Below are 15046 nucleotides of genomic sequence, written 5' to 3' on the forward strand. Positions count from 1 at the left end.
ACGACTCCTCCGTGGTAACGGCCTTCCTATCCCTCGAGCTTGTTCCCGAACGTCTCATCGACGAACTCCGCCAGCTTGCCCTCCGTAGCCAGCTTCGTCGAATCGGCCATGACGAAGTTCGTCTTGCAGCCCTTACCGATTTCGTTGTCGAAGCCGAGGATGAAGTGTGTGGCTATCTGATAGATGATCTCTGTCGGGGCGATACCATATACCTGCTTCTCAAGGATGTGCCTCAGTCGCTCGGCGTCATCGGGATACAGTTCCTGCATCTTCTGACTGTTGTAGAGCCGCGTTATCACCTCGGTGATGTAAAGGCCCGACTTCATATACAAATCTGCAAAGGTATGGGATGGGTCGTCGAAGCAGCCGGGATTCTCCTCCTCGAACAAATCGACCATCTGCTTCACCACGTGCTTGGGCGTGTAAATCTGATTCGTCTTCTGTGGTGGAACGTAATCGAAGATGTCTTCCTTCTTCGAGTCATCGAAGTAGTTCGCGAGCTCGGTACGCAGGCGGATGAACTCCTTTACCGAGTCGTCAAACACCACGGGATCGAACAGATGACCGTCAAAGTGCTCGACCTCCCCGGTCTCCTCGCTCGTGAAGTCGCCGCCATCGCGGAGGAAACGGAACTGGTCAACCGAAATGCTAGTTACCTCCTGGAACACGTCCGCCGGAATGACAGTGTCGAACGATGCGAGCGAGGTGTCCTGATTCCCATAGGCCATGAGGAACGAGGGGATGGTACGAGAGAAGCCGCGTAGGTGGTCTCGCACGCCCGTTTCAATGTCCTGCTTCTTCCTCTCCTTCTTTCCCGTCTCGACCTCGCGCACGATGTCCTCGCCAGCGCTCCTGACAAGCTCGTCGCGCGAGCTCTGGAGGGTGGTGACCAAATCCTGGTATGCCTTGACCTTGCGCTCGTCATGATCCTTGTTGATCGATTCCGATTCTTCGTCGGTTGCGGCCTGTGCAAGCGCCTCGCTACGCGACTGCTCGATCAGCCTCTTCTGAATCTTGTAGTCACCGACCTGCCTGTTCAGGGTCATCCCTGCGTCAGCCTTAACCTTTCGCTCAATCCTGTTCTTCTGGGCAGGCCTGAGTTCCTCGCCGTAATCCGACTTCGCGGCTTCGACGAGCGGTACGGAGACGTTGCTGACAAAGGCCTCCTCGAGCCTGTCGAGAAGTTCGGCGTCGTCGTCCGTGTCGACGTGGTCCTTGATGATTTCCTCGATATCCTGCTCCAGGTCCTCGGACACGTCGCCATAGACCTTATCGCCAAAGAGGTCCGCTGCCTTCCCGATGACCTGCTCCTCCGGTATCTCCACCTCACCGTCGTCATTGATGCTCAGATCAGTGGCAGTGCCCCCGTTGATCCCCAGGTCCTTATCTGGCTCCTTGATGGGATGGAGCTGCCCGATGATGGCCAGCACCTCGGAGGGTGCGTGGAATACGTTGCTTATGTTCTGGAAGAGGAAGTCGCTCATGAAGCCACGCCTCACCACCTCACGCGAGCGGATCCTACGTGGTATGGAGAGCACCTTCTCCGCATCGAGCTCGACCATCTCACCTTGATCGTCCTCCCCTATGACCGGGAAGAAGTTCAGCAGGGTGCGGATGTGCTCCTTGCGGGAGTCCATGTCGCCCTTGCCCGCACCGGTGTCCGAGCAAAGGTCATTGGCAAACTCCTCGAATATCGTGAGCGTACGCGCCGGATCGAAGTCGAAGACGTAGGCGTTCTCCTTGCGGAGGTACTTGCCATCCCTGCGGAACAGGCATGGGTTTTGTGCACGGAATGCCGCCTGCATGTACAGGGAGGGGCTCTTCATGTTGGACAGCATGAGCACGGCAGTCCACTCGGGAACGGTCACGCCCGTGGTCAGTTGTCCGACTGAGAGGGTAATCGTCTTGTCGTTGTCGGCGATGGCCTTGCGCACCTTGTCGAACGACTGCTCCATGGCATCCTGGTCATCAATGCGGCCATCGCCAGCCGCAAGGACGATCTCGTACTCGCCGAAGACCGGATGATTCTTGAGCTTCCTCGCCAGCGCCTTGGCGGAGTCCACGCGATTGAGCATCCAGAGCGTGTGCTTGAGCTCGCCCCTGAGCTCGGGCGTGGAGAAGGGGTACTTCCTCTGCGTCGTGAGCGCGTCAAGGAACCTGTCGACGTCCTCGTTGTGCTCGAAGTGGCCATTGGCGCTCGTGGCGAAGAACTCGTTGAGGTCGAAGGCGTACTCCACCGTCTCCCCGTCGATCTCCTTGCCCCGTGCCACCTCGTCCGTGACGATGTCGGACATCTGGTAGGTGAAGAGGTTGAGCTGTGGCAGGTCGGCATAGGGGTTCGGCAGCTCGGGGTCGTCCCAGTCGCGCTTGGCCTTCTGCTCGTCGGCATACGACCAGTTGAAGATGGCGTCCTCGTCGAACTTCTCGTTCGCGATCGCCTTGAAGGGCGTACCTGAGAGGTGCAGGGTGAACTTCCTCTTGATGTGATCGAACGCGACGTCGGTCTTGTAGGTGTCCACGCCCTCGTGCGCCTCGTCGACGACCAGCACGTCCCATTCGAGCTCGGCCACCTCGTCGAGCTTGTCGTAGGTGCCTCCAAAGCGGATGGAGCCCTTGAGGTCCTGGAGGCTCACGAACTCGATGATCCTCTTAGAGGCGCCAGGTCTGTTGATATGTTCCAGGTACTCCTCGCGGGTCATGACAAAGGGTTTGTCCACAAGGGCACTGACGCTGCTGACGAAGGAGTACCCCGACTCGGTCCCGATGAACTCGACATAGTCGTCGTACCAGGAGTTCGCGATGGCGGGCCTGTTGGTGACTATGAGCACCTTGACGGCGTCGAGCCTCTTGCAGAGGTCATACGCCGCGAGGGTCTTCCCAAAGCGGGGCTTGGCATTCCAGAGATACTCTCCCTCCTCATGGAGGCGGGCGTAGTCGGCGGTCTCCTCGACGGCCCTCCCCTGCTCGGAGCGAAGCGTGTACTCGCTCGCCTCCGGGGTCTCGAGCACGCCTCGGTTCCCCCGATACTCGTAGAAGCGCGAATGGGAGTCGTCCGGCGTGATCTCGAACCACTCCGTGCCGGGCTTGTCCTCGTAATCGAGCTTGCGCAAGTAGCTGTGGAAGTCGGTGTCACGGAACGTGTCCCCGCTGCCGTCGTCGTAGACGGCGTTGCCACGCCACTCGAGCTCGTACACGACATCCGCCGTATGGGTCTGTTGAGCGATGCGGGTACCCACGTCCTGCTCGGTGTACCCGATCTTCGTCCAACCGTCATGACGTGCGATCTCCGGAGTCGTATAGGCATATATCTCGGGAACGACACGACTCGAACTCTTGACCAGACCGGTGATGTCCTGTGCGCCCATCAGGCCATCTCCTTCACGTGGGACTCGATGAAGGCGATTTCGTCATCATCCAGCCCATACTTCCTGTAGAGCTGCTGATCGATGTCAGAGATGGACTTTGACCAATCGATGTCGGATGAGGAGGTGAAGTCCTGGAGAGGTATCGTTCTCCACACTTGAGCAGGACTATGCTGGGTCACTTTCCTGACGCCAAGCAAACACCGAAAGAACCTAGTCTTGTAGTATTTCCTAAGACTGTCAGCCTCTATTTCCGCTTTAAAAGGTCCAGCATTTAGAAAGGTGTCCGCCGAGCCCTCGCCGGGATTGCCGACTATCGGCTCTGCTAGAGATTCACCATACACTCCAGAGTTGTTTGCCTCGGGAATGAACAGCTTATAGGCATCAAGGTACTCGTTGTCTTTAAGATATCGCCGCTCGATGTAGCGGTATTGCCTTCTACCGCCAAAGCGGCCGAGAAACTTGACAACATCAACTAGCGAATTCCTGTCCTTGGTGAATACGTTGGGCATCTTTTCCATAAAACTAGATGTTATTTTGGTTCTTGTCCCACTTTCGAGAATTGCCTGTACATTGAGATCATCTCTATACTCCGCAAAGAATGACTCCGAAAACTTATAGAGACGTTGAGATCCAAAGATACTATCAAGCTTCCGCTCATGACCAACCCGCTTGTTCACCTTGCTAATAATTGAGTTTAACTCGGGATAAGCTGTAAACACTTCAATTGGACCGTAGCTTTCATTCGAGTTCCGAATCGTTACTGCTAGACCGCCCTTAATGTCGGTACCGGGAAACACTGCTGAAGAACTGGACTCATACATGAGTACCTTAAGGTGCTCGTCGCCAAGCATTCGTTCATTCCAAGACGTCAGAGTTTGTCCGGCATTAAAGAGAAACCTTCCTGGAGTGATGAGCTCAACAATGTCGCCAATTTGATACGCAGCGTCCATGAAGTCGTTGTATATAGGAGGTTTGCGACCGTTGCTATCATTCTCGCCTTGATATGGCGGATTTCCGATAACCGCATAGAACTTCTTCATGGCTAGAACCCCTTACTCTTCAGCGACGCATAGGCCTGCGATTGGTTCTCCGTCCAGTCGTAAATCTGGCAGAGAGGAGCCCGCTCCTCAGGCTCCTCGTCAAGGTCAAAGAAGGACATCTGCTCGTAGTCTGCATCGTCCTGCATGGTCTCTGGTAGCTTGTCCGAGGGGACAGTTCCGGTCAACCCGTCCATCTGCCAGACGTTCCATGAGATGACCTCGGCAACGGCCATGGACTCGGCATCATCGAGACGTTTGCCCCATTTTGTTTCCATGTACTCGGCGAGTGTTTCAAGGACATTGATCCGAGCAAGAAGCAGATTGTCTCCTTGGTACTCATAGCCATAGCTACTCTGCACCGCCCGCATCGCCCATGTCAGCCAGTCCTCATAGGTGTCAGTATTCTCGGCGACCACTCGCAGCTTCCGATCCAGAAAGCCGATGCGTCGCTTCACAGGCAACATATCACCAGTCACCGTGTCATAGCGTGAGCAGATGAACGGCGCCTCGCCGCAGGCGATCTCGAGCTTCGGACAATCCACGTAATCACGCCAGGTGCGCCCCTCTATCTTGCGGAACCGAATCTTTCCGCCAACCGGCTTCCATGAGGTGCCGTCTTGTGAGTTGAACACGTCAGGCCTGCCGAACCAGGCCTCGTCGATGTCGTTGTTCATCTGGTTGCACAGCCACGAGGGCGTGAACACCTCGGCACGGCTCCTCGTGCGTCTCGACTGCCTCTCCTGCTCCTTGGCGATGCGTGGTTTGATGACACCAGAGTTGAGGCCAGAGATGGCATCCGTGGTTATCTCGTCCTGGGCCATGTAGCCTTCGCCGAGAGCCTCATATTCTGAGTCGGCCCAGATGATGTTGTGGCCCGTCGTTCTATCCATCAATAGGGCCTCGAGCGCCATCAGCGGATAGGCCTGCTCGACGGCCTCAACAAACCCAACGTTATGTGCAGAAGGTTCGGCCATGTGCCAGCTCTCGTCTTCCCCTTCAAAATGAATAATCAGTCCTAAACCTCTTCAGGATACCGCCTATGCCGGACAAATATGCCCCATGGCATAATCTGCTCTTCACCGTGCAGCGAGTAGCCTATCCGGTACACACAAGTGTGCCGGATAGGTATGCGCTCGCCAGGCTCGCCAACGTCGCCTCGCTGCCCGCGGCATCCCCTCAGACTGTCGTCCGAGAGGGATCGCCTGCAGGCAACGGCGAGTTGCCCTCGCTGGAAAGCGATGCGGGGGAGGCCCCGCGCCCCTGGGGTGATGCGAACGGTCGGGAACGAGACAAGGCCGAGACGCCTCTGGCTGCGTCTCTCGGTAGAAGAGGACGAGGCCCTGAAGACGGCCGCGAAGGCATACGGCGTCAACAAGACCGACCTCATACGGCTCTTCACCCACTACGTGCAGACGCCGTCCGCACACCTCCTGAGCGGAGCGCCGGTGGTCTTCGACTACGCGACGTCGCACCAGATCTCGTATGACCTCAACGCCATCGGGATCCTCTACAACCAGTCCCTCCGCGCCCTCAACACCGTCGCCAAGGCCATGCGCGAAGGGGAGGATGACCCATCCGAGGCGGTACGGGTGCTCGCCGCCGTCAACGACGACATGGGCTATGTGAGGGATTCCATCGCGTGCCTGAGGGAGGACGTCTCGAACCTCTCCGACCGCCCTGAGTTCTTCATCTGGTGAGTGCCATGCCATACGTCAAGGCGATATCGGGACATACAGGACTTGGTGGTGCAAGACGCTACCTCGAGCATGACGGTCGTGCCCTTGCCAAGGACTTCATCGAGCTCGCGGCACCCGTGATCGACGACACCGAGACGGGACTCCCCTGCTACGGGGACTATCCCTGGGACGTCGTCATGGACAGAAGGCGTGCAGCCGAGGGGAACGACACCGCCTGGCGAGGCAGGAGGGCTCGTACCTACAAGCACTACATCGTCTCCCCCGACCCCAAGGACAGGATCCCGCTCGACGCGCTGAGGAGGCTCACGACCCGCTGGGCGCGGGAGAGCTTCCCGGACTTCCAGGTCGCCATCGTCTACCACGACGACAACGAGAGGCACATCGCGCACGCACACGTGATTGTCAACAATACCAACATCCGGACGGGGAGACGCCTGCAGGACCCCGACCCCGGTGCGTTGAACGGACGCCTCCAGGCCATCTCGAGGGAGATGGGGCTCGCCCACTTCGAGGGCAGGGTCGATGGCGGGCACCCGGACACCAGGCAAAGCAGCTCCAGGACCAACTACCAGAGGGCGAACGTCGGCCACATGGAGAGGGACCTCGTCGCCAAGGGCGCGTACTCCTGGGTGGCCGACATCCGGGCCCGAGTCGACATCGCGAGGGGCATCGCACGGGATGCGGAGGACCTCAGGGACGTCCTCTCCACGATGGGCGTCACGGTCGAGGACACCAGGAACGGCGACTGGAAGTTCGCGATCTCCGACCAGCCGTCCCGATGCGTCACTGGCACGCGACTCGGCACCGACTACCAGAGGTCGAACGTGACCCGCGAGCTTTCGAGCCCACGCAGGACGAAACTCCCCGAGGACTCCCGGGGGCGCATCGAGGAGATCGCCCGCGACGCCATGGAGGTACGGGACCTGGCCGAGCTCCGTCGCCTCGCCGAGGCCGTGGGCACGGCCCGGGAGAACCATGCGACATCCCTAGACCAGCTAGACGGCGGAGCGGCAAGGGCCAGGTCGAGGAACGACGAGGAGACCGTACGCAGGATCGCGCGGGTGCGCGGCTACGCGAGCAGGAACGGCATCCTCCCCGAGCATGACGACGGCTTTGGCAAGGCCCGAGGCGGAATCACCGATGGCACGAACGGCATCGCCCGCAGGCCAGGAGCGACGAGTGAGAAGGGCAACGCACCCGCACGGCAGCCACGGCGCGAGGAGAGGGGCCAGGAACGATGAGGATCGACGTCTCCTACGATGACGGCAGGCTCGAGTCCCTCGACACCGACAGGTTCACGAGGCCCGAGCCCTTCGCCGCGAAGAGCATGCTCGCCGACTTCACCCTCGCGTTCCGCGAGGACGGCTCCATGGTCCTCTGCGCCGACTGCTATGACGTCCGGGACATGGAGACCGGTGCCACGGCAAGGAGGCGCAGGGGCTGGTCGTTCCTGCTCATCTCGCGCGAGGAGGCCCCGCTGGTGCTCTCCGTGGCCGTCGACGGGGTCACGAGGTGGCTCCGCATCGGCCCCGACCTCGCCGACGTGGAGCGCCTGCGAGAGCTTGGGGCGACATGGCACCCAGGCGGGGGCTCGCTCGCACAGCTCGCGACCTGGCTCCACGACCTCGCCTGCCAGGCGCACCCGGAGCTCCTGGGCACACGGGACGGCGAGACGGAGCTCTGCTCCATGCTCGGCATGACGCGGGCGAGCTACGAATACCTGTCCGACCTCGTCGCTATCATCTGAGCCGTCCTGGGGCCGGAGACGGAGGAGACGATGCGAAGGGTGTTGGGAGCTCTGGGAAGAGTGCTTCTCGGGGTGATCCTGGTCATGATGAGGCTCATGCGTTGGCTGTTCCGGATGGTGTTCCGCTTCGTGATGTGAGCGAGCCCGAAACCGTGGGCACCTGGCCCAGCGAGAGTGCAACCGGCCTTCAGAGGGGCTCCTGTTGGCTAGTCTACCTGCAAGTTCTGGAAACGCCGCATCGACGTGGCAGGGATGCCGCGCGGTCGATGTCAAGGCTCAAGCGGCCCTGGCTCCCCCATGGCGCGGCACGGTCCCGCATGGACGGGCCCGCCCGCAGCCCGCGCGGTCCCGGCGCGCTCGGAGAGCGACCTCACATCGGTTGGCACGGCCTGCCTGGCATCCAGGGCGATGGCCCTCGTGCGCTCCTCGAGCAGACCCTCCCTCCTATCCCCGACGTAGCTCGCGGCCTTGCTCGCGGCCGTCGCCGCCCTCGCGAGCGCCTCTGGGTCGTCCTTTATCGCACCGAGCCAGCTCCTGAGGTAGGCGGCATGGTTCTCGAGGAACGTCTGCCCCATGTCGGCGTTGGCGAAGGCCCCCATGTCGAGCCCGGCGTCCGCTGCGGCGAACACGCTCCCCAGCTCGGCCACGAGCTCCTCGCGCGCATATCCCTCCCGCCCCCGCTCGACCTCACGGTCCACCTCACGTGCCGTCGAGTGGCACATCTCGTGGAGCGCCGTCCTCGCGAAGCCGTCCATGGTCGTGAACTGCGCACGCCTCGGCAGGTAGATCCTGTCCTCGGAGGGGCGGTAGAAGGCCCTGTCCCCCGCGACCTCTGCCACGGGACACCGTGATGACGCTATGAACTCGTCGGCTATACGCTCGACCTCGGAAGACGCAGATGCATGGGCGCTCACGTCGAAGGGCCCTATCCCCACGATCTGCGATCCGTTGAACACGTGGTGTAGCCTGCCACTCAGGAACGCGCCGCCGAGGGCCTCCTCTGGGAGCCTGCCGTCCCGCACGAGCTGCTCGGCCCTCTGGAGCGTCACGACACGCGTCCCGCCGAAGCGCTTGGTCGGCACGTACCAGCTCCAGAACTCCACTGAGCCCGTGGCCTTGGCGCCACGCTCCACGTGCCACCTGGCGCCCCGTATCTGGTTGAACGTGCACCAGCGCGGATCCTCGAAGCCTCCGTGGTGCATCGCCGCAGCGAGGGAGACCCTGTTGAGGCCGCGATAGGCCCTCCCGGTCGTGGGGTTCGTCGGCGACCAGCATCCCTTCCACTCGGCCGCCCACGCGAGCCCGTCCCTCTCCATGGCCTCCGCTATCTGCGAGACGACCTCCGCGCGGCCCCCCGCGATCGCGTCGTCCGCCCCTCCCCTGCCCTTCGCCATGCCATCCTCCCTCGGTCGACCGCCCGATGAGCGGAGGGGGCGGGCGATTGTGCCCGCCCCCTCCTGTCGTCACTCCCTGCCAGGGCCGTCCGCGATCGCGGCCGCCCTGCAGCATGCGTACGTGAAGAGCCATACGCAGGCCACGAACTGCCCGCCGAAGAACCAGGCGAGCGTGGCGTAGGGGTTACTCATCCCCCTCACCTCCCCTGTCGCGGGCCACGTGGCGTCGGAGGGCCCACGAGCCCGCGACGGCACCGGCCGCGCAGAGCGCCAGCACGGCGATCGGGACGAGTGGGAGCCCCTCGTCGCCGGTCTTGGGGAGGCCCTCCGTGGGTACGGCCGGCACGTCGACGATGCTCACGGTCTGTCCCTCGTCGGACAGGTCCGCATGCGTGGCCACCACGCGGCCCTCGTGCGTGACGGTCTCGAAGGCGACCACGTCGTGGCCGGCCAGGGACGTGCCGTCGAAGGTGAAGGTGACGTCCACGGTGCCCTCGGTGGCCTCCGGCGTGAACGTCGCCGATGAGGTGACCTTCCCGCCGTCGGCGCCCGTCACGGCATCGCCCGTCCCCTTGTCCACGAGCGTCCCCGTGACCTCGTACTCGCGCCCGGGGACGAGCCCCGAGTACTCGACCGTGTCGACGATGGTGACCTCGGCGGAGGCCTCGGCCTCGTGGTCGCCGTCGGCCGCGTCGGTGGCCGTCGTGCCGATGGCTGGCACGCCCACGGTCTGCCCCTCGTCAGAGAGGTCCGCGTGCGTGGCCACGACCTTGCCGCCGCGGCTCAGCTCCTCGGTGCAGACGAGGGAGCGACCCTCCATGCCGGTCGCGTCCACCTCGAACCTGACCTCGCAGGTGCCCGACTCCCCGTCGGGAACGAGCTCCGTGATGCCGGTGGAGAGGACGTCGCCTGTCTCGGAGTCGACCAGGGTGCCGGACACGACGTAGGCCTCGCCGGGCGTGACGCCCTCGTAGGAGACCACGTCGACGACCTCGCCACCCTCGGTGGCGTCGACGAGCTTGTCGCCGTCGGAGGCGTCTGTCGCGGTGGTCGACACCTTGGGGAACGTCACGCTCTGCCCCTCGTCTTCGATGTCGGCGTGGACCGCGTACGTGCGGCCCTCGTGCGTGAGCTCCTCGAAGGCGACCACCGTTCGGCCGGCCATGAGGCTCGGGTCGAACCTGAAGGTCACGGTCTCGCTGCCGGACGACGCCTCAGGCGTGAACGTGGTGGTCGAGGTGACGGGCTCGCCGTCGGGACCCGTGACCTCCTCGCCGGTCCCCTTGTCCATGAGGGTGCCGGTGATCTGGTACTCCTTGCCTGGGACGAGGTTCTCGTAGGCCACGACGTCCTCGAGGGTGACGTCCCCGTCGGCGCAGGCGTCGTGGGCGCCGTCCTCGGCGTCCGTGGCCGTGGTTCCGACCTTCGGGATGTCCACGGTCTGCCAGTCGTCGTCGATGTCGGCGTGGGTGGCCACGACCTTCTCGTCGAGGGTCAGGCTCTCGAACGCGACGACCGAGCGGCCGGCGAGTGCCGACGTGTCGAGCTCGAAGGTGACGGTCGTCGTGCCCGTGGAGAGCCGCGGGGTGAACGTGGTGGTCGCCGTGACGGCGTCGCCGTCCGCGTCGGTCACGGCCTTGCCCGTGGAGCGGTCCATGAGGGTTCCCATGAGCTCGTACTCCCTGCCGGCCGTGAGGTTCTCGTACTCGACCGTGTCGGTGAGCGTGGCCGTGGCGTCGGCCTGGGCCATGTGCTCGCCGCCCTCCCCCGTGAGGGTGGTGGCGATGGCCGGGCCCTCCTGGTCGTCGACGGTGCCGCCGTTGACGCACGTGGCGTCGCGGGTGACCGTGACGTCGAAGCTCACGAGGTCGAGCCCCTCGTTCGCCTCGCAGCGGAGCTCGGTCACGGAGTAGGTGTCGTAGGGCAGCGCCCCCTTGGAGTCGTCCGCCGCGGTGGCCTGCGAGGTGCTCCCCGAGAACCACACCCCCGCCGTGGCGGAGGTGGCGGCACCTGTGGTCGCGTCGTCGTTCGAGTTGGTGCCCGAGGTGTGGGCGTTCCAGGACGACGAGGTGTTGGCCTCGCCGTTGGCGTCGGTCACGACCACGTGGGCCTCGCCGGTGCTCTTGGACGTGATGAGGAACGGCACGCCGGCAAGGCGGGCCATGCTGCCCTCGCGGACCTTGACGAGCGACAGGTCGCCGCGCCTGACCTGCTCCGGGACCTTCGGCGCGACGTAGGCCGAGACGAGCTCGGCGGTGCCGGACGAGGTCACGTGCGCGACTTGCGTCCCGCCGGCGGCGAGGTAGCCCTCGGGTGCCGCCGTCTCGCGGACGGTGACGGTGCCCACGGGGACGCAGGCCCTGCCGGCCGTGTCGTGGTAGAGCGCGTCGCCCTTGGCGGACGAGAGGTCGGCCGTGCCGTCCGCCTCGGTGGTCACGGTCCAGGTGCGCGTCGCCTTGGCCGGGAGGCTCTCTGCGTCGTACTGGCCGTCGTAGTAGCTGACCTCGAAGGTGGCGCCGCCCAGCGTGCCGGCACCGAGCGCGGAGGCCTTGCCGGTCTCGGCGTCGAGCTTGGCGAGGACGGTCCCGAGGTCGTTCACCTGGGGCGCGTCCTCGGCGGCGACCTGGGTGACCTGGCCGCCGCTCACCTGGAACGATATGACGTCGCCCGAGAGCGCGTAGTTGCTCGCTGGCGTGGTCTCCTTCGCCCAGTAGCTCCCCTGGACGAGCCCGGAGGCCGATCCCCTCCCGGCCGCGTCGGTCGTGATGGTCGCGACCGCCTTGGTGCATGCCGCGTCCGAGTAGACGGTGTAGACCGCACCAGCCAGCGAGTAGCTCCCGTTGGCGTCCGTCACCTCGTGGTTGGCCGAGGACTTGGTGAGCTCCACGCCGCCCTTGGCCTCGGAGGTGAGGAGCATGCGCTGGCTCGAGTCGTTGGCGTACCAGACCGTGCCGCACCCGAGGTTGGCCCCGCCGGAGGCCTCGTAGGCCTCGGCCTCCTGGCAGAACCGTATCCCCAGCTGCGCGAGGTCGAGCCTCTCCCCGGAGAGCCCCTGGGCCGTGAGGTCGTAGCCGCGGTGGTACCAGATCGCGATCTGCGTCACGGACCTCGCCTCGCCGGCGCTGAGCGTGCGGCCGCAGATCGTCGTCCCGTTGGGGTAGCCGTAGGCGACGAGGTAGCTGAGCACGGTGTCCGAGCCGCCCTCGCTCGTGTATGTGACCTCGGCGTTTGGCCCGTGCTTCTCGCCGTCCATGCAGTAGGCCACCCCGGAGTCGGACCCGTCGTCCGTCCTCTGGTAGCAGCCGAAGCTCGATGCCTCGTACGGCCCCACGTCTCCCCCGTGGTCGTTGTAGTAGGACGCCTGCTCCCCCTGCGCGAGCGCGGGCGTGGCCCCCGAGACGCCCAGGGTCTGCCCCACCAGGCATGCGACGGCCGCCATGACGACGGCCACCCGTGCCGCGGTGCCGCCGCGCAACGCCCCTCTCACGTGCCTGCGGACGGCCTCGGCCGCCCCTCTTCCCTTTGATGACATGCTCCCTACCTCTCCTGTGTCCCGGCGGGCACCTGCGTGCCCGCCATCACGTCGGATGCCGACCGTGCCTCCTGGGCCCTCTCGCCCAGCGTCCTGTCCGTCGCGTGCTCCCTGGCCCATGCGGCCCGCTCCTCCGCCATCGCCTGCCTGATGGCGGACGGCATGACCTTGACGGTCTCCCGCTCGTTCCTGCCGTTGCCGTCGGGCATGGGGTTGCCGTCTGCGTCGAGGACGTCGCGGCGGAGCCACACCTCCCGGTCAGCGAGCAGGGGCACGTCCCGGAAGTCCTCGCCCTTGTAGCGCGAGGGGTTCACGAACAGGGGGCTGAACTCCCAGCCGCCCATGTCCCTCCCGTCGATGACGGTGCCCGGTGGGACCGTCACCACGTTGAACGTGCGCTCCTCGCCCGTGAGGGCGTCCGTGTAGCCGATGTGCTCCCTCACGAAGCTCCTGTGGAAGGTCAGGTAGACCTTCTCCCTCTCCCCTTCTGCCACCTGTCTTGCTCCCTTCTTCTCCGGGGCCCCGGCGGGGCCCTTGTCGGCAGGTATGTCTAGCCGCCGAGCACGTCCCTGGCCCATGCCCCGCTCTTGACGAGCGAGAGGATGAGCAGGATGCACATGGCGAGGTACTGCAGCGCGTAGCTGAGGCCGCCCACGACCGAGTCCACGGCCGTCCCGGTGCCGGCGCTCGCGGCGTTGAGGCCGCCGAGCACCACGGGGAACGAGATGAGCAGGACGACCACGATCAGGCCCGCGAGGCACACGGCGGCGAAGTGCTTGAGGTAGCCCACGCCCATCTGCCGGGTCTCCTCGAGCGAGATGAGCGAGAGCGGGATCGGGCTCAGGGCCGCCATGAGGTAGAGCTGGATCGCCCGCGCCCACGTGACCACGAGCGCGACCACGTAGGCGACGAGCACCACGAGCCAGCTCACCAGCGCGACCACGATCATCGCGAGGAGGGCCGCGACGTCGTCCTCGGTGGTGACGATGCTCACCGCGTCGAGGTCCATGGCGCCACCCGCCCCGAACAGCGACGTCGTCCTGGTGATCGCGAGCCGCACGACCTCGTAGAGCGCGCCCATGAGGTCGAAGGAGTGCTGCACCAGGAAGAGGAACACTGCGAAGAACACGAGCAGGAACACGACCTCGCGCACCCCCGGCATGCTCGCGTTGCCGTCCATGCGCTGGGACACGTGGATGAGCTGTATGGTGAAGACCAGTGACAGGACACCGCAGCCGATCGGCAGGACCGCCGTCTCCCACACGCCGCGGGCCATGTCGTAGAGCGTGGTGCCGCCGGCCGTGCCGAGCATCTGGTCGAAGGGCTTCGAGAGCACCCCGTCCACCCCGATCGACCCCAGCACGTCGGCCTGGGCCCCGAATATCCAGTTGCAGGTGTCGCGCAGGACCCCGCACATCCACGAGTTGATGTCGTCCGCGATCGACGCCCAGGCGGGGGTCGGCGCGAGGAGGCACACGAGGACGGCGAACGTGAGCGTCGCGGTGAGCGCGACCCTCAGGCGGGCCGCACGTGCGGTCATGGCCCCCATGGCTAGCCTGCCACCGAGAACGTGCCGTCGGACCAGGTGACCGACAGGATGGTCCTGCCCGGGTCGTCGCACGTGAGCGTCGCCGTCACGTCGCCTGCCTTCGTGTCGAGGTAGACCTCCCCGTCGAACGTGGCTTCGGTGGCCGCTAGCGCGTGGGCCGAGCACCAGGAGGCCACGGCGGCCTCGAGCCCGGGCCCGTCTCCCCCGACCAGGTCGAGGTACGCCTGGTCGACTCCCGTGACCGTCACCGTGCCGTCCCCCTCGGGGGCGGGGACCCAGGACCGGGACACCTGGAAGGCGTCCGAGAACGCGCGCATGCCGTCGCCCGACCCCGTGACGGTGACGTCTGCGGTGACCCTGCTCCCGTCGGCCCTGAGCACGTCGAGCTCGCATCCGCCCGTGCCGTCCGAGACGACCTCGTAGGAGCACGTGTAGGTGTTGGTCCCGTCCGTCTCCACCAGCCTGCCGTCCGAGAGCGTCATGCGCCTGCCGGTGTCGTCCGGCGACATCCACTCGCGGGACGCCAGCCTCTCGGTCGCCGTGGGCGTCCCGGCGGTGGTGGCTGCGGCCGTTGTCTGGGCGGCCTCGCCCGTGGCCGCCTCGGTGGATGCCACCGCGTCCGCCCGCCCCGTGGCCGAGCACCTCGCGACGCTCGCGAGCACGAGGACCGCGACGGCACCTGCCGCCGCGGCGGCCATGACCTTGTTCTTCCGTTCCATGTG

At 64.7% G+C, this 15046-nt stretch carries 11 protein-coding genes; 3 read left to right on the top strand and 8 right to left on the bottom strand.

The genetic code is table 11. From position 1 onward, the window contains the following. Positions 1–26: 26 nt before the first annotated feature. From LKE50_08500 to LKE50_08510, 3 genes are read right to left on the bottom strand one after another with little or no spacing between them, the layout of a single operon-like run. Entirely contained in the window at positions 27–3365 is a 3339-nt protein-coding gene (locus LKE50_08500; GenBank protein MCH3968631.1) for a DEAD/DEAH box helicase family protein, read from the bottom strand. Beyond that, the gene (locus tag LKE50_08505) at positions 3365–4405 is read right to left on the bottom strand and encodes an Eco57I restriction-modification methylase domain-containing protein (protein ID MCH3968632.1); all 1041 of its coding nucleotides are present in this window, start codon (positions 4403–4405) and stop codon (positions 3365–3367) included. The genes LKE50_08500 and LKE50_08505 overlap by 1 nt, the downstream gene beginning before the upstream one ends. Before the next feature lie 2 nt (positions 4406–4407). Beyond that, on the bottom strand, positions 4408–5379 hold the full coding sequence (locus tag LKE50_08510; GenBank protein MCH3968633.1) for a hypothetical protein: 972 nt from the start codon (positions 5377–5379) through the stop codon (positions 4408–4410). Positions 5380–5673: 294 nt separating this feature from the next. On the opposite strand from LKE50_08510, the gene LKE50_08515 reads away from it, so the two are divergent. Genes LKE50_08515 through LKE50_08525 form a run of 3 tightly spaced genes read left to right on the top strand, consistent with a single transcriptional unit; the run spans position 5674 to position 7849 of the window. Beyond that, a complete protein-coding gene (locus tag LKE50_08515; GenBank protein ID MCH3968634.1) occupies positions 5674–6102 on the top strand; it encodes a hypothetical protein in 429 nt (142 codons plus the stop codon). A 5-nt stretch (positions 6103–6107) separates the two neighbouring features. Next, positions 6108–7343, top strand: coding sequence for a relaxase/mobilization nuclease domain-containing protein (locus LKE50_08520; protein MCH3968635.1), 1236 nt, complete (start codon positions 6108–6110; stop codon positions 7341–7343). After that, a complete protein-coding gene (locus LKE50_08525; protein MCH3968636.1) occupies positions 7340–7849 on the top strand; it encodes a hypothetical protein in 510 nt (169 codons plus the stop codon). The genes LKE50_08520 and LKE50_08525 overlap by 4 nt, the downstream gene beginning before the upstream one ends. Before the next feature lie 269 nt (positions 7850–8118). Here LKE50_08525 and LKE50_08530 read toward each other — a convergent pair whose 3' ends face one another. The 5 genes from LKE50_08530 to LKE50_08550 form a co-directional block, all read right to left on the bottom strand. After that, positions 8119–9243 (bottom strand): zincin-like metallopeptidase domain-containing protein, encoded by a 1125-nt coding sequence (locus tag LKE50_08530; GenBank protein MCH3968637.1) that lies wholly within the window; start codon positions 9241–9243, stop codon positions 8119–8121. A gap of 184 nt (positions 9244–9427) precedes the next feature. Next, positions 9428–12775, bottom strand: coding sequence for a VaFE repeat-containing surface-anchored protein (locus LKE50_08535; GenBank protein ID MCH3968638.1), 3348 nt, complete (start codon positions 12773–12775; stop codon positions 9428–9430). A gap of 5 nt (positions 12776–12780) precedes the next feature. Further along, positions 12781–13269 carry a DNA gyrase gene (locus LKE50_08540; protein MCH3968639.1) on the bottom strand — a complete coding sequence of 163 codons (489 nt, stop codon included), beginning with the start codon at positions 13267–13269 and terminating at the stop codon, positions 12781–12783. Between the two features lie 56 nt (positions 13270–13325). Beyond that, positions 13326–14315: a conjugal transfer protein TrbL gene (locus tag LKE50_08545; protein ID MCH3968640.1), complete on the bottom strand. Its 990-nt coding sequence runs from the start codon at positions 14313–14315 to the stop codon at positions 13326–13328. 11 nt (positions 14316–14326) lie between these two features. Further along, positions 14327–15043 carry a hypothetical protein gene (locus LKE50_08550; GenBank protein MCH3968641.1) on the bottom strand — a complete coding sequence of 239 codons (717 nt, stop codon included), beginning with the start codon at positions 15041–15043 and terminating at the stop codon, positions 14327–14329. Positions 15044–15046: the final 3 nt, after the last annotated feature.

This window comes from Atopobiaceae bacterium (assembly GCA_022483015.1).
In the GTDB taxonomy this organism is placed as follows: domain Bacteria; phylum Actinomycetota; class Coriobacteriia; order Coriobacteriales; family Atopobiaceae; genus JALCUE01.